Origin of the sequence: Microcoleus sp. CAWBG640 (genome assembly GCF_020883015.1) — a bacterium.
Lineage (GTDB): Bacteria > Cyanobacteriota > Cyanobacteriia > Cyanobacteriales > Microcoleaceae > Microcoleus > Microcoleus anatoxicus.
Map to the genome: position 1 here is coordinate 22,169 of NZ_JAHRFC010000006.1, position 25,974 is coordinate 48,142.

Sequence of the window (25,974 nt, forward strand, 5' to 3'; positions counted from 1 at the left end):
AATCAGGTGAAAAAACAGCGCCCCCCCGGTTTAATCGCCATAGTGATTTACAAGACTTTTGTGGCTTCCCTCTTGACAGTGACTTCTCTTGCTTTGCTTTTTGCTATGAAAAATCATCAATTATTAGAAGATTTTTCTGATTCTTATTTGTTAGAAACTAAGGTGAAACTTATTGAATTTTTATTAGATAAGCTGCTGATACTCAAGCCTAAGACATTACTGTTTAGCGGAATTGCGACCGGACTTTATGCAGTGCTCACTGCTGTTGAAGCTGTAGGATTGTGGTACGAAAAAGGTTGGGCAACAATCTTAGTTTTAGTGCTAGTTGGTATCAGTATTCCGCCGGAAATTTTTGAATTAATTCAGGGTGTTACTCTCCTGAAGTTAGCGGTATTTATCGCCAATGTCGCTGTATTCTGGTATTTGTTGCACCATTTGCCGAAACACGGTAATTGAACGTGCGATCGCCAGTGGCTAGCCTGGATATTGATTGGTGGGTGGATTTTTTTAAGCTCAAGCTCGCCCTCAAACTCTCAATTACCATACTTATTATCATAAGTCAAGCAAAATACTAAAAATTGACAAAAGTGAGTCTAGTATAAAGACTTGTTAAAGGAGAGAGGGGTTACACCCCCCATAGGCTATAGTCATAGATATAGATGCACCCTGATGGCTTTCCCGCTCCAAAAGAGCGGGATTTTTATTGGAAAACTATTATATTAAGTTTTAAGACGCTGGTTACAGATAAACTGATTGGGACATCCCCATAAAACCATCGCCAGATACAAAGTCTAGTAATTTAGACAAAGCAGAGTAAAATCAGGCTTCGGCTCCATCGAACCGCTCGCCCTCAATCTGCTTTAATTACCCAAAGGCGGTAGCATAGGTTGGGACACGGCATCAACTAAAGATGAACTTAGCGCCAACAACAGTCCTGCAACAGGGCAAATACACACTTAACGCGACTTTAGGCATAGGAGGGTTCGGGATCACTTACCGAGCCACACACTGCCATTTAAACCAAACCGTCGTACTCAAAACCCTTAACGAAAGTCTGCGCCAACACCCTGAATCTGCCCAATTTCAGGAGCAATTCATCGCCGAGGCCCAACGCCTCTCTCGCTGTCAGCATTCCAACATAGTCAGAGTTATAGACTTTTTTACAGAAGCCGGACAGTCCTTTATCGCCATGGACTACATTCCCGGCCAAACTTTGGCTAAAATAGTCGCCACAGGCGGGCAACTACCAGAAGCTCAAGCCCTACACTACATTCGGCAAATAGCCTCAGCCTTAAGCACAGTACACCACAGCGGCTTGCTACACCGAGATCTCAAACCAGAAAATATGATCCGGCGAGAGGATACTCATATCGTCATGCTCATAGATTTTGGCATAGCCAGGGACTTTACTGCCGGCACAAAACAAACCCACACTAACTTGCTCTCCCCAGGATATGCACCGATCGAACAATACCTCCATGGTGGTAAATGTACACCCGCCACAGATGTTTACTCCCTCTCGGCAACCCTATACTACTTACTATCAGGCCAACCACCCATAGCAGCACCGTTGCGCGATCGGATTCCCCTGCCAAATTTGCGACAATGGCAACCCAACCTCAGCCCCGGAGTTGAGCAAGCTATCCTTCGGGGACTAGAAACTGAACCCGACAAACGCCCCCAAACCGTGGAAAATTGGCTCGCTATGCTGCAAGAAGCAGAGCAATTACCAGCAATCAAAACTAAGCAAACTCTGCGTTTGCCCGCACCACCGCCCCCACAGTTGACTCTGCTGGTCTTTGTAGTCACATCTCTAATTGCAGGCTGGATGGGTTTTGACCTAGCATGGCGCTACAATAGTACGAATCTCAGCAGGAATAGCACTGCCAAAACTGAATCCTTGCCATCTTTGGAAGATTTACTCAAATCCCGCGATTTGTCGGGACCTATGTTTGGACAGCCTTCCGTTGAAAGTAGTCCTGTGGCACCGCCAGAAGTTGACAATCTGCCCACATCTACACCAGATAGCAGCACTCCCGAACCCATTGAGTCCCCAGAAGTTAGCTCCCAACCAGAGGTATCCCCAAGCCCAGAAATTCCCAGCCCAACACTGCAACCGCAACCCTCGGAAACTCCCACCCCCACACCGGAACCGAAGCCTTCAGAAACTCCTACCCCAGAGCCTAAAATCCCCATCGCTCCATCTCCTCCCATCGCCCCAGCACCCGTACCAGAGGTTCCTCCTCTGCCCCCGGAACCGCCTCGCAAATCCTTCGGGGTTCCCACTCCGCCAGTGGCTAAGAGTGCTGAAACTTTCTCTCCGCCACAGGAGCAGCCTTCACCAGTAATTCTGCCAGATCGATCGCCTCAAGTCCCGATACCGAGCAGTAATGAAGGCAGTTTCGATAGTCCGATCGTACCTGACTCCCCGCTCACAGTTCCAGCACCAACCGTACCTTTCCCAGAACCTGCTACGAATTAGTCTGTGGACAACTCAGGAGCGGATTCCCAAGATGGTGGCAGGAAAAGAAGTTGAAATCATACCCTGAATAGATGCTCGTGAAGTTTCAGAGAAGGGATAACCAAGTTATAATTGTTTGGGGAAGTACACAGAAAATTTTCTCGTCAGCGATCGCGAATTAAACGGATGAAAAGATGGGACAAAATTCTTCAAATCCATTAAATTCGTTGAAGCATGACACAGATTCAGAATCTGTGAAAATCGTGTTTAAACCATAGTCTAAAAACATAGAGTTTCCCTACTTACCGGAGTTTTTTATGAGTAAACCCCCAGTTCATGCCTTTTTCATAGGCAGAGCACTTGCAGAAGCACTATACGAACAATTGGAGAGTGCAGCCACTAACGCTTTCTCTGAATTCGGTAAATTTGATGCCGAACAAAGAGAGCGACTGCGGCAGTTCACAGATCGAGTTGTGGAACGAGCTCATAGAGAAGCTGATTCGGCAATGCAAGGTAGAACAGGCACTGGAAGCACTACTACCTCTATTCAAGACATCCAACCAGCCGACTTGCAAGTAACTATTGATGAGTTACGTGCAGAAGTGGCCTTAGTGCGATCGGAATTGCAGCGCTACCGCAGCAGTTTGCCCTAACAGCCACTAACAAATATTTACCCTAGGAGCGCAAAGCTATGCGCTCTTACTTCTAATCACAGCAACGACATAAAATAAGCAATTTAGGAACCCAAGTGTCTGCTCTCCTTGATGACTCTGTTAATCGCAAGCGATACGCCAAGCCTACCGGCGATGCCGTTTTGCCGCCCACCGCTGGTAAATCCTACGGCAATAAAGCTTATCGCTGGAACCGCGAAAAATACTCCCGGCAGCGGCGCTTCTTCGACATTTGGACCTTTGTATTGCTCTGGTTGGCTTCGCTGTGGCTCGACAGCAAAGATTGGAGCTACTGGAAAGGTGTTACTGAAGAAAAGAAAGTTGCCAGACGGCGTTTTCAGGCTATCTGGGTTCGTGAAACTCTCTTGGATTTGGGCCCAACTTTTATTAAGGTAGGTCAGTTATTTTCCACCCGCGCTGATTTGTTCCCCGCAGAGTATGTTGAGGAACTTTCTAAGCTGCAAGATAGAGTCCCTGCTTTCAGCTACGAGCAGTTAGAGGCAATTGTTGAGCAGGATTTGGGCAAGACGGTTCACGAACTCTACCAGAGTTTTGACCCGGTGCCTCTGGCTGCTGCCAGTTTGGGCCAGGTACACAAGGCTCAACTGCATTCTGGCCCGGAAGTGGTAGTGAAGGTGCAGCGACCTGGACTGCGGAAGCTGTTCGAGATTGATTTGCAAATTCTTAAGGGCATCGCTCGCTACTTTCAAAATCATCCTAAATGGGGCCGGGGCAGAGATTGGCTGGGGATTTATGAAGAGTGCTGTCGCATTCTGTGGCTGGAAATTGATTATCTCAATGAAGGGCGGAATGCTGATACTTTTCGCCGTAATTTTCGCGATCGCGACTGGGTGCGGGTGCCACGGGTTTATTGGCGCTACGCGGCTCCGAGGGTGCTGACTTTGGAGTACCTGCCGGGGATTAAAATCAGTCACTATGAGGCTTTGGAGGCGGCCGGGATCGATCGCAAGTCGATCGCCCAAAAGGGAGCTGAAGCTTATTTGCACCAGTTGCTCAATGATGGCTTTTTTCATGCCGATCCCCACCCAGGTAATATCGCTGTTAGTGCTGATGGGGATCTGATTTTCTACGATTTTGGCATGATGGGCCAAATTCAGGCCAATGTTCGCGAAGGACTGATGGAGACTCTCTACGGTATTGCTTCCAAAGATGGTCAACGGATTATGGATTCTTTGATTAATTTGGGGGCTTTGGTTCCTACGGGTGATATGAGTCCGGTGCGCCGATCGATCCAGTATATGCTGGATAACTTCATGGACAAGCCTTTTGAAAATCAGTCCGTCAGCGCGATTACAGATGACCTTTACGATATTGCCTACGACCAACCTTTTCGCTTCCCAGCTACCTTTACTTTTGTGATGCGCGCTTTTTCGACCATTGAAGGGGTCGGCCGCGGTTTAGATCCAGAGTTTAACTTTATGGAGGTGGCACAGCCTTTTGCCATGCAGCTTATGAGTAATGGAAATGGGCATGATACAACTAGCAGTATTTTTAACGAACTTGGCCGTCAGGCGGCTCAGGTAAGTTCCACTGCTTTGGGTTTACCTCGCCGGATTGAGGAAACTATTGACAAACTGGAACAGGGAGATTTGCGGATTCGCGTCCGTTCTTCTGAAACAGACCGTTTGCTCCGCCGCATTAGCAGTGTTCAAATGGGAACCAACTATAGTTTGCTGATGAGTGCTTTTACTTTGTCGGCGACAATTTTGTTTGTCAGCAATCAAGTATGGCCCGCTCTCGTGATGGCTTTGCTAGCAGTCGGTACTGGGTTTGTTCTCCTGCGCTTGTTTAAGCGACTCGATCGCTTCGATAGAATTTCTTGAGGCTTGGAATTCCGCTGCTTTGCGCTGGCTGTGTAAGTGCCGCCGTACCAGGGGAGATTTTAAATTGTAGATTTGAGATTTCTCCCTATTACCAATGCCAGCTATTGAGATGTTCCCTGGTGGCATTTCATGACAATTATTTATTGGCAAATAGCTTGAATTGGTGTGAGCAAAAGCGTTCCCACATCAGACGTGACCTGCTTGTTTATAACCCCATCATTCACTAAAAAAGCTGATGGCTATTATTTGACTTTGAGCCTTGAAGATACAAAAATCTCAGTGTCAAACTGTGAGAGAACAAAATATTACTTTAGTTTTCAAAGAAGTGATATTGTTAGAGTTGCGGCGCTCCGTTTCCCAAAATTAGGCGAATACATGGAGAGAATTGCGATCGAGTGCAAGTCTGGAAATTTTTATATTTCAACCACGTAGGGGCTGCTACAAAGGATGACTCACAGAGCTAGCACACATATTCACAAACAGGACATTTACTCCTATGGGACTTAAGAAATTTGTTAATTATTTAACAGTCTCTCTCATGGTTGGTGCTCATGCACAAATACACTTAAGGGATGTTTTACAATTGAGCCTACCTTTCTCCCACCACCGTGCTGAGTACAGCTATGGTGGAGGTTTCTTGGAGGTTTGAGATGAAACTCTCTTTCGCAGGTCAGACAGATACAGGGTTAGTTCGTTCAGTAAATCAGGATTCGTACTACATCGACTCGGAGGGGCGATTTTTTATCGTGGCCGACGGCATGGGAGGACACGCCGGAGGTCAAGAAGCCAGCCGGATTGCTACTGAGGCAATTCAATCTTATCTGGTAGAACATTGGGAAGGCCCAGAGGATTCTCCCCTGTTGTTAGAACAGGCTTTTTTAATCGCCAATCAAGCAATTTTGAACGATCAGCTCAACCATCCCGAACGGGCTGATATGGGGACTACGGCTGTGGTTGTAGTGTTCCGGGATGAGGGGCGGCCTTGGTGTGCTAATGTCGGTGACTCTCGCTTGTACCGACTGCATGGCTCTCATTTGGATCAGATTACTGAAGACCAAACTTGGGTGGCTCAAGCTGTACAAAGAAAGGCTCTGACTGCTGAACAGGCTCGCAATCATCCCTGGCGTCACGTTTTGTCCCAGTGTTTGGGCCGTGAGGATTTGCGTGAGATAGATATTCTGCCGGTGGATGTCAAGCCTGGGGATCGCTTGCTGTTGTGTAGCGACGGTTTGACTGAGGAACTTTCCGATCCTTTGATTGCTGGACCTCTGAAGTCGATTCGCCCCTGTGAAGCGGCTGCAACTGCTTTGATTGAAGCAGCTAAGGAGAAAGGCGGCCGTGACAATATTACTCTGGTGATTGTCACTATCGACCTCAAATAAATCCAGTCCACGCCCGGACAATCTAAAATCTAAAATCTAAAATCTAAAATCGAATGACTCGCGTTATCGGTTTGATCAGCGGCACCTCAGTGGATGGCATTGATGCTGCTTTGGTGGATGTGGTCGGTTCCCAAACTGACTTGAAAATTGAGTTGTTAGCAGGTAACACTTTTCCTTATTCTCCTGATTTGCGATCGCAAATTCTTTCAGTTTGCAGCGGGGCTGCTTTGTCAATGGCCCAACTAGCAGCATTGGATGATGCCATCGCCCAAGAATTTGCCACCGCAGCCTTGACTATTCAAGCAAAGTACGATCGAGCTGAATTAATCGGGTCTCACGGGCAAACAGTCTACCACCGACCTGCTGGGAAGGGGGAGATGGGTTACAGCTTGCAACTAGGGCGGGGCGCGCTGATGGCGGCATTGACAGGCATTACTACTGTGAGCAACTTTCGAGCGGCAGACATTGCTGCCGGGGGTCAAGGAGCTCCTTTAGTGCCTATAGTTGATGCTTACTTGTTGGCACAACCCAATCTCAATCTGTGCATCCAAAATCTTGGTGGAATTGGCAATGTGACTTATCTACCTTCCAGGGAAAATAGCCCATTGAAGGACAAGTCTGTGGTTTCCCATTGGGGGGATGGCATCTTGGGATGGGACACAGGACCAGCAAATTCTCTATTAGATTTGGCTGTGCAACACTTCTCAGGTGGAACTAAAACTTGTGATGAAGGTGGAGCAGGGGCCGCCCTTGGTACTCCTTGTCAAGCTTTAGTAGAAGCTTGGCTCCAGCAAGAGTTCTTCCTGGAAAAACCGCCAAAATCTACAGGGCGAGAGTTATTTGGTGTAGACTATTTTAACCGTTGTTTGGTTGAGGCTTCTGATTACAAGCTCAGTCCTGCTGATGTGCTGGCTACTCTGACAGAACTGACAGTCGCCTCCATCGTTCACAGTTACCAAACTTTTTTACCGCAGATGCCCGATCGAGTTTTGCTGTGCGGGGGCGGTAGCCACAATCTCTACTTAAAACGCCGATTACAAGCCCTATTGCATCCCGTGGAAGTGTTGACCACCTCTGAGGCGGGCTTGAGTGTAGATTTTAAAGAGGCGATCGCTTTTGCGGTTTTGGCCGAATGGCGGGTTCGGGGCATTCCCGGCAATCTCCCTCAAGTTACTGGTGCGATCGCTCCGGTACTTTTAGGAGAAATTAACTCCTGTTGGTAGAGTTGATCGTGATACCATAGACTTTGAGGGGACAACGGCTGTGCGTTGTTGCACCAGCATTGTAGCCGGCAGTCCAAGCATAGGAACAGCACTGTGGCTCACACGTTTTTAATGGAATCAGGCCAATGGATGCTCGAAGGAAGTTGGATTGAGCGCAATGGCGTGCCAATTACGGTTAAAGGCAAAACTTTAGTGAGCTGGAACCGAACAGATTGGTTCAATATGGTGACGAAGCTCGTGTTTCCTGGAGGCGATCGCGAAGAAATTATTTTGCAGTACCGAGGACACCTGAACAGCGATGAACGGCAGTATACTTTTGTGCTCCAGCACAGCGAACTTGGCCGCGTCGAGGGCGAAGGTTGGATCGCTCCCCAGTCGATCGTCCAACGTTACTGGGTACTCGGAGACGAACGCCAACGGCGAACAGGTTTTGATACCCTTCACCGCGTCGATAGCAACCGCTACTACCACTCTAGCGGCATCATGTCTGGTCATTACTTAACCAGCACCATGGAGGCTACCTTGGAACGTCAGTCGGAATAGATGTTATGAGACTTACGCATAAATACCAAAAAAACCGGGTTTTTCACAAGTTTTCCAGGTTCAAACCCAGTCTTTTCGTAAACAACCCGGTTTTGGCGTAAGTCTAGGGAAAAACTATCACTTTTGAGTTCTAGGCTTTGATTGAAAAATTTAAAGTCTTGTTAGTCGGATGTCGGTTTCAGATGTCCGACTCACGAAATTTTTGTTCAACCTCATCCGCTGGAAGTTGAGACGAATATATTTGATTTATTTAAATAACTTGCTCTGGGCGATCGAAATATCCGAACAGAAAGCCTCAAATGTTCATAGCCAAGGATGAGTAGGTTAAAATACCTTCTGCTTTCTATAGGTTGTAACTTAGGTTGTAACTTGTGGCTTCGAGTTGACGCCCCATCACCCCCAACTCATTTCCATCTGGGAAGAGAGTAAGAGACGGAGGTCGCCCACTGCGACTTGACATTACTCAAGACCTGGGTTTGGTTCTAGGCCCCAGTGGTGTTTCAGAAAATGACGATACATGGTTTCCCGCAACATCATTTGTTCGTAGAGCTTAACTAGAAACTCTTGAGCTTGCTCGCGGCTCATGTCATTGACCTGTGTCTTGAAGGAACACAGGCTAAATTGCTGTTCCAAAGATAGTTCTGCTGGTTGGTTCATGACTTTGACTCCTTGACAAGTAGAGGTGACTTGAAAGTACAAATCTGGATTCACCGGTTTTGTAAGTTGTTCCAGCTCACGCTAGTTGGTTTCAGGATGACCTAAAGCCCATCTTGCTTTAGCTATATTACAAAAGGTAACAATGATTTGACAAAATTGCCATCTTTCCTAAGAAATAATCTATGAGTAGAGATGGCTAACCACAGACAAAGGTTCCTTCTGTAGATATATATAAATATATATACTTGTCTAGAGAAAAAAAGCTCAGTACGAACCAAAATAATTGCAGCGATTTATACCGATTTTTTAAGGAAGAAGGAAGAAGGAAGAAGGAAGAAGGAAGAAGGGAGAAGGAAGAAGGAAGAAGGAAGAAGGTTCTTCGACACTTCGACTACGCTCAGTGTCCGAAGTCCGATGCCCAATGCCCTGTTTGGCCAATGCCCTGTTTGGCCAATGCCTAGATAAATCAATATATTGCCTAATTTTGAGGCGCAACATTCTGCGATGGAGTTGCGACTCCCGGCCCGATATTAGGAGCAGTGGGTGCAGGGGAAACAGGAGATTTGCTAACCCCCTGGCTAGGAGTCGGGAGAGGGGATGGAAACTGACTTTGATTCAACTGCTGGGGCGGTGGTACTTGTAACTGAGGTTGTGGAGGGTTCGAGGGAGTTGCCAGAGGATAGGGCTGGGGTTGAGTCCGATTGCCGGTGGGTGGTGCGACGGGAATGCCAGAATTGGGAACCGAGGGAGTTGGCTGCGGGGATGGAGCCGAACTAGGAAGAGTTGCTAGGGCGACTCGATCGCCTCCTACTTCTCGCAATTTATCCAAAACCTCCACCACTTTGGCGTACTTGGCATTTTGAGGAGCGTATAGCACCGTCAATCCCGCAGGATTTTGCTTGTGGAAACTGTTTAAAACTCGATCGAGCTGTTGATAATTAACAGGCAATTGGTCGATATAAGTTTGGCCAAAATCGTCAATGCTGACAATCAGCATTTCTCGCATCTGGGTTTGTCCTGTTTTGGCTTTAGGCAAATCGACATTAATGGCTTGCTGGCGAGTCAGTTGCAAAGCAGCCAGCAGAAAAAACGTCAGAATGCAAAATATCACATCAATTAAAGGTACCAGTTCAATCCGAGCCTCTTCAGCAGGAGTATCTAGATGAATTTTCATTGTTTTTCAAGGTTTTAACTAGCTCGGCGGGGATTGGGCCACTATAGCTTTACTCAGCTTAGTGCGGGTTGACACCAATGGGCTCCTTTCGTCGAAGTTGGAAGCCTCAAACCTACCGCCTAAGCGGTGGGTGTAGGTAGTTCACTTGTTAGAAGTTGAATCAACATCAGGATCGGAACCTTTCAATTTCGGCTCTCGATTTCGTTCCATAGATTCTTGAGAATTGAGGGAATGGCGGTTCAAGCCATCGACACCAAAGGAAGAATTGGTGTTTTCTGTACTAGACGATCGACCTTTAGCGTTAGCCGTAGGCCAATATTGTCTGTAGAGCAATTCCAGTTCATTTCCAGCTTTGCGAAAAATTTTAGCCTGATCGAACAAAAAAGCTTGAAATATGCGATAAAACGCCAAAGTAAAAATTGCGACTACCATCCCCGTCGCCGTAGTAATCAGCGCCTCACTAATCCCCAAAGTTACTCCAGTCGTTGCCGAGGTACCGATGTCGCCCAGCCGGATCGAACTCAGGGAGTTAATCAAACCCAAAACAGTTCCCAGCAAGCCCAACAAAGGAGCTAGAGCGATCGTCGCTTCTAAGATTTTGTCACCACGGCGCATAGAAGCCAACTCTTCATCAGCAGAGGCTTCCAGTGCGAGTCGAAATAATTCTGGTTCAGGATTGTACAGTCGCAGAGGTGCAGATAAAAATCGTCCTATAGGCTGTCGATTAGCTTGTCTAGCAATTTCATTAGCAGCGCCCCAATCACTGCGAGCGGCATCGAGGATGCGGTTGACTATTTGCTTTTCCTTAGTGAGGAGGCTCGCCCAGAACCATAAGCGCTCGATAATTGTACTTACAGATAGAATAGACAGCACCAACAGGGGGTACATGGCTGGGCCGCCTTTTTGAAACAGTTCTTGAATATTCACAGTATTTTTACTCCCGCATAACCTGCTAAATGATACTTCTGTTGTACTTTTTTTTTAAGAAATTTAAGGCAATTTAATTTTAGCTATTAATTTACCCTGTTCTGAAGCCGATCGACTATTTGCTCCAACCTAGAATAAGTCGTCTTGACACATATCTTGCAGCGACTGGTGTTGAAGGCGGCGAGAAGAACGGCGATATTTTTTAGTTTGCAACTTGGGTTCATATTGCTGCGTACCATCAGACTTAGTTTGCTGCTTCAAACTCGCCTCGGCACTGGTAGAGTTTAGCTCTTGTTGCTGACGGACGATCGCCTCAGAGAGAAACTGCAAGTAATACTCATAGCGCTCCCAATCGCCCCGCACAACGCAGTTAGGCTCACTTCGGTGCGAACAGTCGCTAAACTGGCAACTACCCAAAGCCAGCCTCTGACGAGCTTCTGGGAAATATTGAGCTAACTCAGATGGTTCGCATTCAAGTGCGGGCTGATTAAAGCCAGGAGTATCGGCCAAAAGTCCGCCACCTGGGAGTTCAAACAATTCTACATGGCGAGTAGTGTGTCTGCCGCGCCCTAGTTTGCCCGAAACAGCACTGACTCGCAGATTCAGTGCCGGAATTAGTTGGTTGATTAAGCTGGACTTACCCACTCCAGAAGGGCCGCAAATTACGGTTATTTTGCCTTGGAGGTGACTTTGGAGAGAGAAGGAAGAAGGAAGAAGGAAGAAGGAAGAAGGAAGAAGGGAGCTATCGATTTTGTCTAATAAATTTGGGTTTGTGGCAGAAACTGGATTTTGACTGTCATTAGCGGTTTGCTTGTAGATTCCTAAGCCGCTACGGACACTAATAAACATGGGTTCGTATCCCCATCCTTTCAGCCGATCGCGCCACTGTGCCAAATCCTCTGCCGTGACTAAATCGCATTTGTTGAGACACAAACTCACCTCTAAACCTGTAGATTCTGCCTTGACTAAAAACCGAGTTAATGATGCGGGGTCTAAGTCCGGCTCCGTGAGGGCAAAAACGAGTAGAATGCGATCGGCATTAGCTACAGGCGGCCGATTGAGTTCTGTTTGGCGGGGAAACACTTGAGAAATCACACCCCTGCGATCGTTCCAGTCTGGTTCTTCTACCACGACGCGATCGCCCACCATCACCTGTTGACCAATTTTTTTCAGTCTAGTGCGACGAGTACACAGGAGAACTCGTAGATCTGCCCAGAGAGGATTTTCCCCCTCAGTGCTTGCATCTGGATCTAACCTCACTTGATAGAAGTTAGCATGAACAGCCACAACAGTACCCGTAATCAAGGAGGAGTCCCGGCTCATGCTGCTTCCTGCTCAGGTCGCTGCACTTGCATCGCAAAAAAACCAGAATTATCCTCACCAGCCACAAATTGGGTTTGTAGAATCTGGTAGCCTTCCATTTTTAGACTATCCGGCACTTGTTCGATCGGCTCCCCAGCGTCCAACCAAACCTCCAAAACCGCTCCAGGAGCCATTTGCTCCAACCGCAGTTTAGTTCGGACAAAATTGATCGGACAGGGGGTACCCCGCAGATCGAGCTGAGCATCTGGGGATTGGGGATTTTCAATTTTCGATGTTGAATTCATATAGCTGAAGGAAGAAGGAAGAAGGAAGAAGGAAGAAGGAAGAAGGAAGAAGGAAGAAGGAAGAAGGAAGAAGGAAGAAGGAAGAAAAAACTGGTTTCGATGCAGTTTATCCTGAGCACTTCGACTACGCTCAGCATAAACTCCGTCGAAGGGCTCAACCAGCAGGTTTTTGACTCGGCGTGCGTAAATCCCGAAGAGGCAATTTATTATTATTTTAATAAAAAATGAGCGCAATTGCGCTCATTTTTTTCAGAAATAATAAACTGCGCTCATTTTTTTGCTTACTTCTGAAACAAATTGCCCAGAAATCCTTCCAAGCCACCTTTTCCAGTTCGATCGCCCTTAAGCTTAGCCAACTGCATCAACAACTCCCGCTCCTCCGTCGTCACCTTAGTCGGAATGTCAATAGACACCACAATTAAATGATCGCCACGACTGACTGGATTGCCCAACCGAGGCACCCCTTTTTTCTCCAGAGTCAGAACAGTATTCGCTTGAGTTCCCGTAGGAATCAACAATTCCGTCGGCCCATCTACAGTTTCCACCTCCAAGCGACACCCCAAAATAGCTTGCAAGTAACTAATTTTAACTTCCGAGTTAATGTTAGTACCTTCGCGCTTAAATACGGGGTCTTCACTCACAGCCAAGAACACGTATAAATCCCCTGGTGGCCCCCCCAGTTTGCCAGCATCCCCTTCATTGGAAACGCGCAAACGAGTACCATTGTCAACCCCTGCCGGGATGGTAATTTTCAGCTTTTTCATCACTTCTTTTTGGCCGCGGCCGCCACAAGTTTCGCACTTGTCCTCAATCACTTGCCCGGTGCCATTGCAGGTGGGGCAAACTGAAACTTGAGTAAAACTGCCAAAGGGAGTACGGGTAGCGCGCCGGACTTGGCCACCGCCACTGCAAGTCGAGCAGGTTTGGGGTCTGGTTCCCGGTTTTGCGCCGGTGCCTGTGCAAGTTTCGCAGGTTTCTAGGTGCTTGATGCGGAGTTCTTTTTCCCCACCGAACACTGCTTCGCGAAAATCTAGCCGCAAATCGAGGCGTAAATCGTCACCGCGCACGGGCCCGCTGCGTCTGCGACCTTGTTGTTGTGGACCGCCTACCCCTCCCTGAAAACCCTGAAAGAAGCTTTCAAAAATATCGGCAAAACTGTCGCCGAAGTCTTGGAACCCCGGCGCTCCTGCACCACTAACCCCTGCTTCGCCAAAACGGTCAAAGCGAGCACGGGTTTCCGGCTCTGACAGTACCTCGTAAGCGCGGTTAATTTCTTTAAACCGGTCTTCGGCACCGGGTTCTTTATTCACGTCTGGATGGTACTTACGAGCTAGGCGGCGGTAGGCACGCTTAATTTCTTCTTTGTCTGCGCTTCGAGAAACGCCTAATATTTCATAGTAATCGCCGGCCATAAAGCTGTTTGCCTGGAGGTAAATAACAAAAAGTGTACGAAAAAGAAACTATTGACCTTTCCAGATGTTAAAGATTAAAAATTACGAGCGTTTATTTGTAACTTTTAATCTTTAATTTTTAATTTTTAAAGGAAAGGATTCATATCATCAACTTCAGGTTCGGGAACCTGTGGTTTTGGTTTTGTCTGTAGATTTTGCTGTTTTTCGCGTTTTGGTTCCGGCTTTGGTTCCGGCTTTGGTTCCGGCTTTGGTTGCCGTTTTGATTCCGGCTTTGGTTCGGGCCTTAATTCCGGCTTTGGTTCCGGCTTTGGTTCCGCCTTTGGTTTCAGCGTTGGTTCCGCGATTGTCATTAGGTCTTCTGTCGGCAAGATACTTTCATCGCTAACTGCAACCTCATCTAATTCTGGCACCGATTCGCTGGCAACCACAGTGGGGGAAGTGGCTTCCTCGTTCCGAGCTTGCTCGTAAACAGCAGTACCAAGCGAGTATAGCAGTTGCTTGAAAGATTCGATTTGTGCTTCGAGTTCTTGGCTGGTGATGTCTGGGTTAGCCATCGCTGCCCGCAAGGTAACAGATGCTGTTTGGGCTTCTGCCTTCAGGTCGTCGCTTAGTAATTGGGCATTGGTTTTTAAGGTGACACCACAATTATAGACCAGGGTGTCGGCTTGATTTTTGAGTTCGGCAATTTGGGCCCGTTCGAGGTCTTCTTCGGCGTAAAGTTCTGCCTCTTGTCTCATCCGCTCGACTTCGGTTTCGCTCAATCCTCCTGTATTGGAAATTTGGATGCTTTGTTCTTTTGAGGTTCCCTTGTCTTGAGCTGAAACTTTCAGAATACCGTTGGCATCGATTTCAAAGGTAACTTCGATTTGAGGTATGCCGCGGGGTGCTGGGGGAATACCTTTGAGCAGGAATTTTCCCAGACTTTTATTGTCTTTGACTAATGCCCGTTCACCTTGCAGCGCATGAATTTCTACCGAAGTTTGCCCATCTGCGGCTGTGCTGTACATTTGCGATCGACTGGTGGGGATAGTGGTATTGCGTTCAATGACTTTGGTGAACACTCCGCCCAAGGTTTCCAGTCCGAGGGACAGGGGAGTCACGTCTAGCAGTAGCAAATCCTTGACCTCGCCACCCAACACCCCTGCTTGAATGGCGGCACCTACGGCTACAGCTTCGTCAGGATTGACCGATTTATCGGGAGACACGCCACCAAAATATTTGCTAATTGCCTCTTGAACTGCCGGAATCCGGGTTGACCCTCCTACTAAAATAATTCGATCTATGTCTTTTGGGGTCAAACTGGCATCTTTGAGGGCTTGAGTCACAGGGTCGATCGTGGCTTGGACTAAATGAGCGACCAGTTTTTCAAACTTAGCTTTGGAAAGTGGCATTTCCAGATGCTTTGGCCCTTTTTCATCGGAGGAAATAAAGGGCAAATTGATGGAGGTTGATTCGCAACTAGAAAGTTCTATTTTTGCTTTTTCTGCTGCTTCTCGGAGGCGTTGCAAGGCCATTTTGTCTTTTGACAGGTCTGTGCCTTCTTTGGTGCGAAAAGCTTCAACCAGCCACTGCACGATGCAGTTGTCAAAGTCATCTCCTCCCAGATGATTATTACCCGCAGTGGCGTTGACTTCAAAAATTCCGTCTCCCAGTTGCAGGATGGAAACATCGAAAGTACCGCCGCCGAGGTCAAATACTAAGATTTTTTGTTCTATATTTTGTTTGTCCAAGCCGTAGGAAAGGGCGGCGGCTGTCGGTTCGTTGACTATCCGCAGGACTTCTAAACCCGCGATCGTACCTGCGTCCTTAGTCGCTTGTCGCTGGGCATCGGTGAAGTAGGCCGGGACTGTAATCACGGCTTGGGTAACAGGTTGTCCCAAATAAGCTTCTGCATCCTGCTTCAGCTTTTGGAGTACCATTGCCGAAATTTCTTGGGGGGTGTGAACCTTGTTCCGAATTTGGACGTTAACGGTATCGTCTTTGCCTTTAATGCAGGTATAGGGTGTCCGGGATCTTTCTTCTTCTGTGTCATCCCAACGACGTCCGATAAATCGTTTGATGCTGTAGACAGTGTTTACAGCATTAGTGACAGCTTGCCGCTTGGCCAATTGACCTACTAAGCGATCGCCCCCTTTGCCAAATCCTACTATGCTCGGAGTTGTGCGACCGCCCTCAGAATTGGCGATCACGACTGGTTTACCGCCCTCTAACACAGCTACGCAACTGTTGGTTGTGCCTAAGTCGATGCCTATCACCTTTCCCATAGCGCCTCATAAAACTTCGTGGGATATTTACAAAAATTTTTCAAACCCCCGAATTCTATTCGGGGGTCTGTTACGGCCTGTACAGTTTGAAGCGTTGAGGCTATCGATATTTTAGGGACGATCGCACTGCAACGTTTCTTAAATGTGAACGTAGCCTCTGCTTCAGCTTCCAGAATGCAGTAGGTTTGATCCCGATCAACCTTCCGAACTATCAGGATGGTCATCTGAGGCTACCACAGATAGCCCCGGCGCTGCAACTTTAACTTTGGCGTGCCGCAAGACGCGATCGCCCAGAGTATAGCCTCGTTCTAGTTCTTGGATGATTGTGCCTTCTTCCTGTTCGTCAGTTGGTTCGCTGAGCAAAGCTTCGTGGAGGTTGGGGTCAAACTGTTCACCTTCTGGACGCATCGGAGAAACTCCGATTTGTTTGAGGCATTCTACCATTTGCTTGTAAACGCTTTGGTAGCTTTTGTGTATGTTCATTTCGCCATCTGTTTGTGGCTTAATGTGGGCTCTTGCCCGCTCAAAGTTATCAATTACTGGCAACAGGGGTTTGATAATTAAACATTTTGCCTGTAAATCTAACTCTTCTTTTTCCTTTTGGGTGCGCCTGCGGAAGTTTTCAAAATCTGCTGCTAAGCGGAGATTTTGATTTTTCAGATCTTCTAATTGAGTAGAATAGGCTTGCAACTGAGCTTTTAAACTCTCTTTGTCGCTGGTTGCTTGTGCCAGCTCTCTCTTGAGCAACTCCGTAGCATCAGCAGTGACGCTGTTGCTGGAACTAGAGGAGCCTGTTTCCCCGGCATTGTGAGTCGCCCCGGGATCGACCTGAGCACTTTGATAAGCTTGAGCAAGTTCCAGCTCCCAATCGGCTGCTGCATTGGAGTTTGCGGATGCTGGCGGCGGATTTTCGCTTACCATTGGCGAACTCTCTGGGGTTTCCCCCGTTGAGCTAGGATCTTGATGTTGCTGTTTTTCCTCGTCAATCATATATATCTGTGCGACAGAACCCTATCAATTCTAGCAGATACATTTAATCCGGTAAATCCCGGACTAAGCCAGGAATAACCGTGTATGGCAAGACAGAGAAAGCAACAAGCTCTCCTGTCAAGGAGGTATCTCTCAAAGCTTTCAACAAAATATTGAAAGCGCCATTTTGATCTCTATCTAGAATGTGTCCGCATTCTGGACATTTAAAAACTTTAGACCCGCTCAATTTAGTATGGATATGCCCACATTTTGAGCAAGTTTTCGATGTGTACTCTTCTGTTACGTCTACTACAACACCACCGTGTTTGGTGGCTTGATGCTTCAACATTTGTTGAAAACGATAATGACTCAAAGTGACCATCGCTCTAGCGGTTTTAGTTGCCAACCTGCGCTTACCTTTCTTGACCATTTGTTGTGTCTCAAAGGTTGGCAAGAAAATTAACTTGTACTTACCTGTCAAATATTTTGCAGCTTTTTTGTGCAATTCATTGACTAAGTTTTTGATTTTGATTCTGATTTTTGCTGCTGATTTTCGCAAGCAATACCTCAGTCGTTTGAATTGCCTTCCTTTACTTACCCCAATTCGCGACATTAATTTATCGAGATGTCTTGCTAGCCGATAGATGCGGCCAATATCGTTTTTCCCTATTTCGATGAAACCACTGCCGTCAAAACCAGTAAGGAAAGTTCTAACACCCGGATCTAACGCGATCGCCAAATCGCTATTGATTGGCTTCATTCCTCGTGCATCAATCGCATAGCAGATAAACCACTGCCTGTTAATCAAGCTGAGTGTTGGTTCGTGTTGCATTACCTCAACGATTGGTTCTGATGTTTTAAAGCTTAGCCCCTTGGTAGAATTTGGGTAAAAAGTACCCAACTTCCAGTTAGATGTTTGGAACCGGATAGTCCCAGATGTGTCAAAACGGCTTCTAAACTTTGCCGTTCCTTTGACTTTCTTAGCAGCTTTGTGCGCTTCAAAAGCTTGAAATACTGCCATTTGTCGCGGATTGTAAGGCTGCTCGGATACCCACTTAGGAGCCGAGTCCATTACCTTCTTTCTTAAATCGTACTTGCCAATTTTTTCGTTTTTAAGAATAGCAATTGCTTGGTTGTAACACCACCTACTTGCTGAGATCCAAGTCCTCCATTTCGCTGCTAGCTTGGTTTCCGGGTAAACTCGAATCTTCTTTGATAGCAGATTTGTATTTTCGGAGACCGTAGAGTCGGCAACTAAAGACGTGGATGATGGCAAGGATATCTTCAACCATTTCTCGTTCTGGAGACAACTCATTTCTACTGAGAACCATGAGTTGGCAATTGTTTTGCTCGCAGATCCATTTGATGAGATCGCCACCGAACCTTGCGAGCCTGTCTTGGTGTCCGACCACAACTGCTGAGATATCTCCTGACATGACTTGTCCCAGAAGGGCAAGCAGCGCTTTTCTTTTAAAGTTGAGTCCGCATCCGATGTCTTTGAAGACTTTAGCTTGCGGATAGAGACTTTGGAGGTAGCTGACTTGTCTGTCGAGGTCTTCTCGCTGTTTGTAGCTACTGACCCGGGCGTAGATGGCTGTAATTCGGTCGTGTCCGGTTCCAAGAACGCTGTCGATGTCGTAGCGTCGCTGGTTGGATGGGGTTCTGATGGCTGATATTTTGTCGGCAAGTTCCCAGTTTCTAAGGGTTTTATCTGAGACTTGCAGGATTTTGCAAGCTTCTCGCGGTGTGACATATCTGGTCATCGCTAGATGGTATTTTTGTTCTCAATACATAGTACCAGATTTTACAGGGATTTACCGAAACTTTCTAGGAAATCATTTACTTTGTGTCAGCAGTCGGAAGAGACGCGCCCTCTGTGTAGTATTTGCTGACGGCAAATTGACCTGCTTCCAATCGGCCTTGGTGAGGACCGGAGGATGGGCAGTTGATTAATCAAAATATATCTCACTAGACCGATCGAAGGCTTTGTAAAAGCTATCATCACAGAACAGGCAATGTTTAACATCCTGCGGTCAAATTCAACAAGTTAGGCCTGTTGCCTCCAGATTAGTCTCTTCTGGTTGCAAGAGGAAACCAATGTTAAGTTATGGCCGGTAGATTCCCGTCAAGCAAGCTTGAACAGAATATAAAATTATCGTTGGAAAGCGATACACCCCGCCCCGCTTTCCTCTCCCGGTAAGGGCAATGCCCAAGTGCTGCGCCCTCTCTGCTATCACGGGAGTCTCCCGCGGGTTTTAGGTAAATGACTAACACATCCGATCGGCGTTTCTCCACATCTATAGTTACTACCAGCCTGTTTACTCCCGCTCTCAACAAGATGATTCAGTCTGGTTACGTCAACAGCGACCAACTGAAGAAAGCTCAACTTGAAAGTAAAAAGTCAGGTAAGCGGTTGACGGAGGTACTAGAATCTGCTACTGGGCTGCCCTTGCCGCCAGAATTGCTGCGGCTTTACAAAAAGCAGCAGATGTTTGAACTGAAAATAGTCTACGGGGTTGAAGCGTTTGACCCGGAATTGAGCGAACTGTCTAACGAGCAACTTGGAGCAATGCTCGATGACTTGAAAATGTCGATCGACATTTGTCGTCAACGTCGGTTTTTGCCTGTGGCGAAGACAGAAACTGAACCTCCGGCGCTAGTAGTGGCAATGGTCGATCCTGACAACCTGGATGCTCAAGAAGATTTGCGGCGGATTTTGAAAGGGTTGAGTTTTCAGCGACGGGTGATTACGCCAGATGACTATCAAGACATTACTTCTGCCTATCAAGAAGACCAAGTTAAGATAGCAGCCAAAATGGCTGAAGCCGAAAAGGAGAGAAAGCTTTCCCTAGGGGAGGGAGACTTTGGCGAACTCTCCTTAGAAGAGGTTTCTGCCGATACAGAAGACATCGCTGACACCATAAATGACATGGACCAAGCTCCTGTCATCAAAGCGGTGAACATCATTTTGGCTAAAGCTTTATCGGAAAAAGTGTCTGACATCCACGTAGAACCTCAAGAAGAGTTCATGCGGATTCGGATGCGGAAGGACGGGGTGCTGCAAGAATATTTCCGATTTCCCAAACAAGTGGTGCAAGGGATTACTGCCCGCTTCAAAATTATTGCCAATTTGGACATTGCCGAACGCAGACAAGCTCAAGATGGTCGCATCCGCCGGGTATTTGAAGGACGGACGGTGGATTTCCGGGTAAATAGCTTGCCTTCTCGTTACGGCGAAAAAATTGTGCTGCGGATTTTGGACAGTTCCAGCACTCAGTTGGGTCTGGGTTTGTTAATCTCGGATCAAGAAACTCTGGCTTTGGTGCGAGAAACTGCCAGTCGTCCCTTCGGACTGATTTTGGTGACTGGGCCGACGGGTTCGGGTAAGTCCACTTCGCTCTATTCCATTCTGGCAGAAAAGAATGATCCGGGGATTAATATCAGTACGGCGGAAGACCCGATCGAATATGCTTTGCCCGGAATTACCCAGTGTCAAGTAATTAGGGAAAAAGACTTGACTTTTTCCAATATTCTGCGGGCGTTTTTGCGGCAAGACCCTGACGTGCTGCTGGTGGGGGAAACGCGGGATAAGGAAACGGCGAAAACCGCTCTGGAAGCTGCTTTGACCGGACACTTGGTGTTGACTACGCTCCACACTAATGATGCGGCCGGTGCGATCGCCCGTTTGGACGAAATGGGCGTAGAACCCTTCATGGTTTCGGCAGCTTTGTTAGGCGTGTTGGCTCAGCGTTTGATGCGCCGGGTTTGTGACAAATGTCGCATTCCTTACCAGCCCACGGCCGAAGAACTCGGTCGGTACGGTCTGTCGGCTACTCAAGAAATGGATCTGACTGTCTACAAAGCTAACACCATAGCAGTTGAACAGAGGAAGGAATTGGCCGATCGGGAGCAACTCTGTACCAAGTGCGGTGGTATCGGCTACAAAGGACGGGTAGGGGTTTACGAATTCCTGAAAAATACTGAGCGGCTGCAAGCTCTGATTACTCAAGGTGCTCCCACAGAGCAAATTAAGGAAGCAGCAGTAGAAGAAGGGATGAAAACCTTGTTGGCTTATAGCTTGCAGTTAGTGCGAGAAGGGGCGACTACCTTTGAAGAAGTGGAGCGGGTGACTTTTACCGACTCTGGGCTGGAGGCAGAATTGAAAGCGAAACGCAAGCAGGGACTAACCTGTAAGACTTGTCAGGCGGAATTGAAGCCGGAGATGCTGGATTGTCCCTACTGTTTGACTCCGCGCGTTTTCTAGATTGATTCAGTAGTCAGTAGTCAGTAGTCAGTAGTCAGTAGTCAGTAGTCAGTAGTCAGTAGTCAGTAGTCAGTAGTCAGTAGTCAGTAGTCAGTAGTTGTTGGTAATCGGTTATTAGAAAAACAACAGTCAACAGTCAACAGACAACAGACAACAGACAACAGACAACAGACAACAGACAACAGACAACAGACAACAGACAACAGACAACAAATAACTGAGTTAAATTGGTCAATAACTATCAACTTGATTAGGGAGATATATCTATGGGTCTGATGATTGAAGACGTACTGGAGTCCCTGGTAGAGCAAGGGGGTTCAGATATACACATCCAAGCGGGCGCACCTATTTTCTTCCGGGTGAGCGGGAAACTAACTCCTCAGCCACAATACGGGGAAATTATGTCTGCTGAGGAAGTGCAGATCCTGATCTTCCAAATGCTCAACAATATGCAGCGCAAGCAATTGGAAATGGAGTGGGAATTAGACTGCGCTTACGGTGTTAAGGGTTTGGCTCGGTTCCGGGTGAACGTTTACCGGGAACGGGGTGCTTGGGCTGCTTGCATGCGGGCTTTGGCTTCTAAGATTCCGAACGCCGATGCTTTAGGTGTGCCACAGATTTTGCGGGATCTGACGGAAAGACCCAGAGGTATGCTTTTAGTGACGGGACAAACGGGTTCTGGGAAAACAACGACGATGGCGGCTTTGTTGGATCTGGTCAACCGGACGCGGGCGGAACATATTCTGACAGTTGAAGACCCGATCGAATATGTGTTTCCCAATATCAAGAGTTTGTTTCACCAGCGTCAAAAGGGCGAAGATACTAAGAGCTTTTCTAATGCGCTGAAGGCTGCTCTACGGGAAGATCCTGATGTGATTCTGGTGGGGGAAATGCGCGACTTGGAAACGATCGGTCTGGCAATTTCGGCTGCGGAAACGGGTCACATGGTCATGGGAACGCTGCACACTAATTCTGCGGCTGCTACGATCGATCGGATTTTGGACGTGTTCCCCCCCATTCAACAACCCCAGGTTCGCGCTCAGGTATCTAACTCTTTGGTGGGAATTTGCAGCCAAAATTTAGTTGTAAAAATTGGCGGCGGCCGTTGCTGTGCTATGGAAATCATGCTGAATACTCCTGCTATGTCTAACTTGATCCGGGAGGGGAAAACTCCCATGATTTACTCTCAAATCCAAATGGGGGCGAAGTTGGGTATGAGGACAATGGAAATGGCTTTAGCTGAACTTTACAAAACTGGTAAAGTCTCTTGGGAATCGGCAATGGCTAAGGCTTCTAAGGCTGATGAACTCGAACGCTTGATTGGCCCTGCACCAGTTGGTGCAAAGACAGGGGGTCATTAATTCAGTTATTGGGAATTGGGAATTGGGAATTGGGAATTGGGAATTGGAAATTGGGAATTGGGAATTGGGAATTGGAAATTGGGAATTGGGAATTGGGAATTGGGCATTGGGAATGGGGCATTGGGCATTGGGCATTGGTTAAATAAGTAACCAGTAACAACTAAACAATAACCAGCAACCAGTAACCAGTAACTAACCAGTAACCCATAACCAATTACCAATTACCCATAACAACTAACCTATGCCCAGTGCAGCGATGCCCAATGCCCAGTGCAGCGATGCCCAGTGCAGCGATGCCCCATTCCCAATAACTACTGATTACTAATTTTCACTAAAATCCCAGAGGCAATATATGGCAACGAATGTTATCAGAGAAAAGCCTAAAAGCAGCTTTAGCTTTAATCAAATCCAGGAGCAAATAGAGTACACTTTTAGCAGTGTTACTATTAAAGATTTAGCGATTTTTGCTCGTCAGTTTTCGGCGATGTTTAATGCAGGGGTTGCCATCGTTAGATGTCTTTCTGTGTTGCAGGAACAGTGTTCTAATCCTAAGTTGAAACGAGCGATCAGGAGCATGAATGCTGACGTACAAGAGGGGATAAATTTGGCAGAATCAATGGCGAAGTTTCCTGATGTTTTTGACCAACTGTTTATCAGTATGGTGGCAGCGGGAGAAGTCGGAGGCGTTTTAGATGAATCACTAGAACGTCTGGCGGTAATGATGGAAAAAAATCATAAGACGTCGTCTGAAATTAACTCGGCTATGTCTTATCCGAAGACTGTGTTTTCCATCGCGATCGTGATTTTTTTCGCAATGACGATATTTCTGCTACCAACTTTTGCGAAAATTTTTAAGGATATTGGTGCAGATTTGCCGGCTTTTACGGTGTTTATGTTGGCAATTAGTGCATTTTGTACGGCTTGGCCTCCCATCCAACAGGTGACAACTATTGGGGTGATTATAGCGCTAAATATTGCATTCGGGATGTACTACAAAACTCCAGTAGGTCATCTGCAAGTTGATAAGATGATGATGAAGGCGCCGATTTTTGGAGATTTGCTGGAAAAATCGGCTGTGGCTCGATTTTGTGTGATATTTGGGTCGCTGACGCGATCGGGTGTGCCGATTCTCAACTCTTTGGAAATTGTGCGAGATGTGGCGGGGAATCAGGCAATCTCAAATGCGATCGAATATGCAAGACAAGAAATTCAAAGTGGCGGCATGATTAGTATTGCTTTGCAAGAACAGCAAGTGTTCCCATCTTTGGCAATTCAAATGATCGCAATTGGCGAAGAAACTGGGGAACTTGACAAGATGCTGATGAAAGTTGGCGCTTTCTACGAAACGGAAGTGGAAGAAGCAGTAAAAGGACTCACGAGTATGCTAGAGCCGCTGATGATTGTGGTCGTAGGTGGTATCGTAGGTTCGATTTTGCTGTCTATGTATCTGCCGATGTTCGCAGTGTTCCAGAAGCTGTAAAAAACAGTCAGTTGGCAGTTGACAGTTGACTGTTGACTGTTGACTGTTACCTATTACTTGATTTATAATGTCCATTAAAAAATCACATTACGAAGCTTTATTAGCACAATATAGTGAATCTTCTGCAACACTTGAACTGCTGAAAAAATATCGGCTTTACATGGAAATGATTCCGAGTATCCGCCGCATCAATGATAGTTTAATCGTAATTCCTTTGCCGATCGCGCGGCTGCGAGAGGGAGTTTCCTATGCGGGGAGTAGTGGTGCTAGTATATTGGCTGGACAGGCTGCTTGTCTGCCATGCGATTTGGCGATTTTGATGTGCGATCCTGAATGGAAAGTTAAAATTGGGGTGGAAATTTTGATTTTTATTCATCGCCCCGATGAGGAGTTTTCTGAGTTACTCGGTCGCTGGCGGCAGTGTCAGGTTTGGCTGGATAAAGATTATGAGTGGTTGATGCCACATCGCTACAGGCATATTTTCAGCGATAAAGCTGAGGCTATTCATCCTTTATTTGTGTTGTTTGATGAAACGCCGGAACTGATTCAGCGAGGTTTAATGGGGGCTGGTTTGCCGTTTGTGGTGGAAAGTTTCGACTCTGGGATTGAGGAAGTAGAGGAGGAAGAGTTTCTGGGTAGTGGGGAACTGGGAAGTCTGGGTGAAGAGAGTTATGAATTGTAGGGTTGGTGCGATCGCCTATGCCGATATTTAAACATAGTTTGCGCGCGGAACGCACAGTTTATGCTCCACCGGGAGAGCGAATTTCTGACTTGGGAATACCAGACCATTGTATCAGTCTCCACATTGCGAATCCGGGCAATTTAGAACGGCGTTTAGAGCGGCGGTTAGACGGCGGAAAGTTGATTGAGCGGCTAACATTGCCTGGTTTCTTCACTTTTGTACCTGCTTTTCGACAACCTGAATGGTTTTGGGAATCTGCTGTTGAAATATTAGATATCTATTTGCCTGCTACGGTATTAGAACAGATTGCGATGCAAAGTTGCGTTAGCGCACCTCAAACAATCGAATTAATCGATCGCTTTGCCATTCGTGACCCGCTTTTAGAACAGCTTGCCCTTACTTTGAGCGCGGAAGTGGAGCGGGGCGATAATCGCGATCGGCTTTATTTTGAATCGGTACAAACTTTGCTGGCAGTGCATTTGCTGCGACATCACTGTACAGTAAAAATTACCAATTATCCTAAATTAGGCAAACTATCTCCATCCAAGTTGCAGCAGATTATTGATTATATTCAAGATGATCTCGATCGCGATATCGGTTTGGCAGATCTGGCAGAAGTTGTGCAGATGAGCTCACACCATTTTGGTAAAATCTTTAAACAAAGTACGGGAGTTTCTCCCCATCAATATGTATTGCAGTGCCGCATCGATCGAGCCAAAAAATTGCTCTCTAATCCGCAATTAACCCTTGCTGATATTAGTCAAACCGTCGGCTTTTGCGACCAAAGTCATTTTACTAATGTTTTTCGCCGCTATACCAGTGTGACTCCGCGACAGTATCGCGATCGGCTGTGAGGTAAAACAAACACCACGAGATTTTGCAATTTATCGGGAGAATTTACAAGACTTGGCAGGCGTAAGTGACTTATGCTGCCTTTCATACAGAAACGTATGTTGAGTCAAAAAAGAACGATCGCATTTATGAAGACCCGGAAACGATCGATCTAGCAGTTAGCAATGTTTCTGAATGGTTTAATCGCCATGTTTAAGAGAA

Annotated in this window: 23 protein-coding genes; 13 read left to right on the plus strand and 10 right to left on the minus strand. The window is 46.9% G+C overall.

What is annotated here, in order from left to right; genetic code table 11:
• The first annotated feature begins 6 nt into the window (after positions 1 to 6).
• From AAFP11_RS04965 to AAFP11_RS04995, 7 genes are all read left to right on the plus strand, one after another.
• A complete protein-coding gene (locus AAFP11_RS04965; protein ID WP_341736015.1) occupies positions 7 to 456 on the plus strand; it encodes a DUF2127 domain-containing protein in 450 nt (149 codons plus the stop codon).
• Positions 457 to 910: 454 nt separating this feature from the next.
• On the plus strand, positions 911 to 2,482 hold the full coding sequence (locus tag AAFP11_RS04970) for a serine/threonine-protein kinase (RefSeq protein WP_341736016.1): 1,572 nt from the start codon (positions 911 to 913) through the stop codon (positions 2,480 to 2,482).
• Between the two features lie 296 nt (positions 2,483 to 2,778).
• The gene (locus AAFP11_RS04975; protein WP_341736017.1) at positions 2,779 to 3,114 is read left to right on the plus strand and encodes a DUF6825 family protein; all 336 of its coding nucleotides are present in this window, start codon (positions 2,779 to 2,781) and stop codon (positions 3,112 to 3,114) included.
• Positions 3,115 to 3,209: 95 nt separating this feature from the next.
• A complete protein-coding gene (locus AAFP11_RS04980; RefSeq protein ID WP_341736018.1) occupies positions 3,210 to 4,976 on the plus strand; it encodes an AarF/ABC1/UbiB kinase family protein in 1,767 nt (588 codons plus the stop codon).
• A gap of 650 nt (positions 4,977 to 5,626) precedes the next feature.
• On the plus strand, positions 5,627 to 6,358 hold the full coding sequence (locus AAFP11_RS04985; protein ID WP_341736019.1) for a PP2C family serine/threonine-protein phosphatase: 732 nt from the start codon (positions 5,627 to 5,629) through the stop codon (positions 6,356 to 6,358).
• Positions 6,359 to 6,411: 53 nt separating this feature from the next.
• A complete protein-coding gene (locus AAFP11_RS04990; RefSeq protein WP_341736020.1) occupies positions 6,412 to 7,581 on the plus strand; it encodes an anhydro-N-acetylmuramic acid kinase in 1,170 nt (389 codons plus the stop codon).
• Positions 7,582 to 7,674: 93 nt separating this feature from the next.
• Positions 7,675 to 8,124 (plus strand): hypothetical protein, encoded by a 450-nt coding sequence (locus AAFP11_RS04995; RefSeq protein WP_341736021.1) that lies wholly within the window; start codon positions 7,675 to 7,677, stop codon positions 8,122 to 8,124.
• A gap of 459 nt (positions 8,125 to 8,583) precedes the next feature.
• On the opposite strand, the gene AAFP11_RS05000 is transcribed toward AAFP11_RS04995, so the two are convergent.
• The 10 genes from AAFP11_RS05000 to AAFP11_RS05045 form a co-directional block, all read right to left on the minus strand.
• Positions 8,584 to 8,781, minus strand: coding sequence for an NblA/ycf18 family protein (locus tag AAFP11_RS05000; RefSeq protein WP_340525411.1), 198 nt, complete (start codon positions 8,779 to 8,781; stop codon positions 8,584 to 8,586).
• A gap of 478 nt (positions 8,782 to 9,259) precedes the next feature.
• A complete protein-coding gene (locus AAFP11_RS05005; RefSeq protein ID WP_341736022.1) occupies positions 9,260 to 9,955 on the minus strand; it encodes a biopolymer transporter ExbD in 696 nt (231 codons plus the stop codon).
• 141 nt (positions 9,956 to 10,096) lie between these two features.
• Positions 10,097 to 10,882: a MotA/TolQ/ExbB proton channel family protein gene (locus tag AAFP11_RS05010; protein WP_341736023.1), complete on the minus strand. Its 786-nt coding sequence runs from the start codon at positions 10,880 to 10,882 to the stop codon at positions 10,097 to 10,099.
• A gap of 129 nt (positions 10,883 to 11,011) precedes the next feature.
• Positions 11,012 to 12,205, minus strand: coding sequence for a ribosome small subunit-dependent GTPase A (rsgA, locus tag AAFP11_RS05015; RefSeq protein ID WP_341736024.1), 1,194 nt, complete (start codon positions 12,203 to 12,205; stop codon positions 11,012 to 11,014).
• Positions 12,202 to 12,489, minus strand: a complete 288-nt coding sequence (locus AAFP11_RS05020) for a sulfurtransferase TusA family protein (protein ID WP_341736025.1) — start codon at positions 12,487 to 12,489, stop codon at positions 12,202 to 12,204. Before AAFP11_RS05020 ends, rsgA begins: the two co-directional genes overlap by 4 nt.
• A 281-nt stretch (positions 12,490 to 12,770) precedes the next feature.
• The gene (dnaJ, locus tag AAFP11_RS05025) at positions 12,771 to 13,901 is read right to left on the minus strand and encodes a molecular chaperone DnaJ (RefSeq protein ID WP_341736026.1); all 1,131 of its coding nucleotides are present in this window, start codon (positions 13,899 to 13,901) and stop codon (positions 12,771 to 12,773) included.
• Positions 13,902 to 14,026: 125 nt separating this feature from the next.
• Positions 14,027 to 16,165, minus strand: a complete 2,139-nt coding sequence (gene dnaK, locus AAFP11_RS05030) for a molecular chaperone DnaK (protein ID WP_341736027.1) — start codon at positions 16,163 to 16,165, stop codon at positions 14,027 to 14,029.
• Positions 16,166 to 16,360: 195 nt separating this feature from the next.
• Positions 16,361 to 17,155, minus strand: coding sequence for a nucleotide exchange factor GrpE (gene grpE / locus AAFP11_RS05035; protein ID WP_341736028.1), 795 nt, complete (start codon positions 17,153 to 17,155; stop codon positions 16,361 to 16,363).
• A gap of 43 nt (positions 17,156 to 17,198) precedes the next feature.
• Positions 17,199 to 18,356: a transposase gene (locus tag AAFP11_RS05040; protein WP_341736113.1), complete on the minus strand. Its 1,158-nt coding sequence runs from the start codon at positions 18,354 to 18,356 to the stop codon at positions 17,199 to 17,201.
• Positions 18,280 to 18,897, minus strand: coding sequence for an IS607 family transposase (locus tag AAFP11_RS05045; RefSeq protein WP_341736029.1), 618 nt, complete (start codon positions 18,895 to 18,897; stop codon positions 18,280 to 18,282). Before AAFP11_RS05045 ends, AAFP11_RS05040 begins: the two co-directional genes overlap by 77 nt.
• A gap of 500 nt (positions 18,898 to 19,397) precedes the next feature.
• On the opposite strand from AAFP11_RS05045, the gene AAFP11_RS05050 reads away from it, so the two are divergent.
• From AAFP11_RS05050 to AAFP11_RS05075, 6 genes are all read left to right on the plus strand, one after another.
• Entirely contained in the window at positions 19,398 to 21,398 is a 2,001-nt protein-coding gene (locus AAFP11_RS05050; protein ID WP_341736030.1) for a GspE/PulE family protein, read from the plus strand.
• A gap of 266 nt (positions 21,399 to 21,664) precedes the next feature.
• Complete coding sequence (locus AAFP11_RS05055) at positions 21,665 to 22,759, plus strand: type IV pilus twitching motility protein PilT (protein WP_341736031.1); 1,095 nt, start codon at positions 21,665 to 21,667, stop codon at positions 22,757 to 22,759.
• 352 nt (positions 22,760 to 23,111) lie between these two features.
• Positions 23,112 to 24,239, plus strand: coding sequence for a type II secretion system F family protein (locus AAFP11_RS05060; protein WP_341736032.1), 1,128 nt, complete (start codon positions 23,112 to 23,114; stop codon positions 24,237 to 24,239).
• 67 nt (positions 24,240 to 24,306) lie between these two features.
• Positions 24,307 to 24,921 (plus strand): hypothetical protein, encoded by a 615-nt coding sequence (locus AAFP11_RS05065; RefSeq protein ID WP_341736033.1) that lies wholly within the window; start codon positions 24,307 to 24,309, stop codon positions 24,919 to 24,921.
• Positions 24,922 to 24,938: 17 nt separating this feature from the next.
• Positions 24,939 to 25,775, plus strand: coding sequence for an AraC family transcriptional regulator (locus tag AAFP11_RS05070; protein WP_341736034.1), 837 nt, complete (start codon positions 24,939 to 24,941; stop codon positions 25,773 to 25,775).
• A gap of 65 nt (positions 25,776 to 25,840) precedes the next feature.
• Positions 25,841 to 25,969 carry a hypothetical protein gene (locus AAFP11_RS05075; RefSeq protein ID WP_341736035.1) on the plus strand — a complete coding sequence of 43 codons (129 nt, stop codon included), beginning with the start codon at positions 25,841 to 25,843 and terminating at the stop codon, positions 25,967 to 25,969.
• Positions 25,970 to 25,974: the final 5 nt, after the last annotated feature.

Bases quoted from the DNA above. Each gene is read 5' to 3' on its own strand.
- AAFP11_RS04970 (WP_341736016.1), top strand. From the start codon at position 911: ATGAACTTAGCGCCAACAACAGTCCTGCAACAGGGCAAATACACACTT.
- AAFP11_RS04975 (WP_341736017.1), top strand. From the start codon at position 2,779: ATGAGTAAACCCCCAGTTCATGCCTTTTTCATAGGCAGAGCACTTGCA.
- AAFP11_RS04985 (WP_341736019.1), top strand. From the start codon at position 5,627: ATGAAACTCTCTTTCGCAGGTCAGACAGATACAGGGTTAGTTCGTTCA.
- AAFP11_RS04990 (WP_341736020.1), top strand. From the start codon at position 6,412: ATGACTCGCGTTATCGGTTTGATCAGCGGCACCTCAGTGGATGGCATT.
- AAFP11_RS05000 (WP_340525411.1), bottom strand. From the start codon at position 8,781: ATGAACCAACCAGCAGAACTATCTTTGGAACAGCAATTTAGCCTGTGT.
- AAFP11_RS05005 (WP_341736022.1), bottom strand. From the start codon at position 9,955: ATGAAAATTCATCTAGATACTCCTGCTGAAGAGGCTCGGATTGAACTG.
- rsgA (WP_341736024.1), bottom strand. From the start codon at position 12,205: ATGAGCCGGGACTCCTCCTTGATTACGGGTACTGTTGTGGCTGTTCAT.
- AAFP11_RS05020 (WP_341736025.1), bottom strand. From the start codon at position 12,489: ATGAATTCAACATCGAAAATTGAAAATCCCCAATCCCCAGATGCTCAG.
- dnaJ (WP_341736026.1), bottom strand. From the start codon at position 13,901: ATGGCCGGCGATTACTATGAAATATTAGGCGTTTCTCGAAGCGCAGAC.
- dnaK (WP_341736027.1), bottom strand. From the start codon at position 16,165: ATGGGAAAGGTGATAGGCATCGACTTAGGCACAACCAACAGTTGCGTA.
- grpE (WP_341736028.1), bottom strand. From the start codon at position 17,155: ATGATTGACGAGGAAAAACAGCAACATCAAGATCCTAGCTCAACGGGG.
- AAFP11_RS05045 (WP_341736029.1), bottom strand. From the start codon at position 18,897: ATGACCAGATATGTCACACCGCGAGAAGCTTGCAAAATCCTGCAAGTC.
- AAFP11_RS05050 (WP_341736030.1), top strand. From the start codon at position 19,398: ATGACTAACACATCCGATCGGCGTTTCTCCACATCTATAGTTACTACC.
- AAFP11_RS05055 (WP_341736031.1), top strand. From the start codon at position 21,665: ATGGGTCTGATGATTGAAGACGTACTGGAGTCCCTGGTAGAGCAAGGG.
- AAFP11_RS05060 (WP_341736032.1), top strand. From the start codon at position 23,112: ATGGCAACGAATGTTATCAGAGAAAAGCCTAAAAGCAGCTTTAGCTTT.
- AAFP11_RS05065 (WP_341736033.1), top strand. From the start codon at position 24,307: ATGTCCATTAAAAAATCACATTACGAAGCTTTATTAGCACAATATAGT.
- AAFP11_RS05070 (WP_341736034.1), top strand. From the start codon at position 24,939: ATGCCGATATTTAAACATAGTTTGCGCGCGGAACGCACAGTTTATGCT.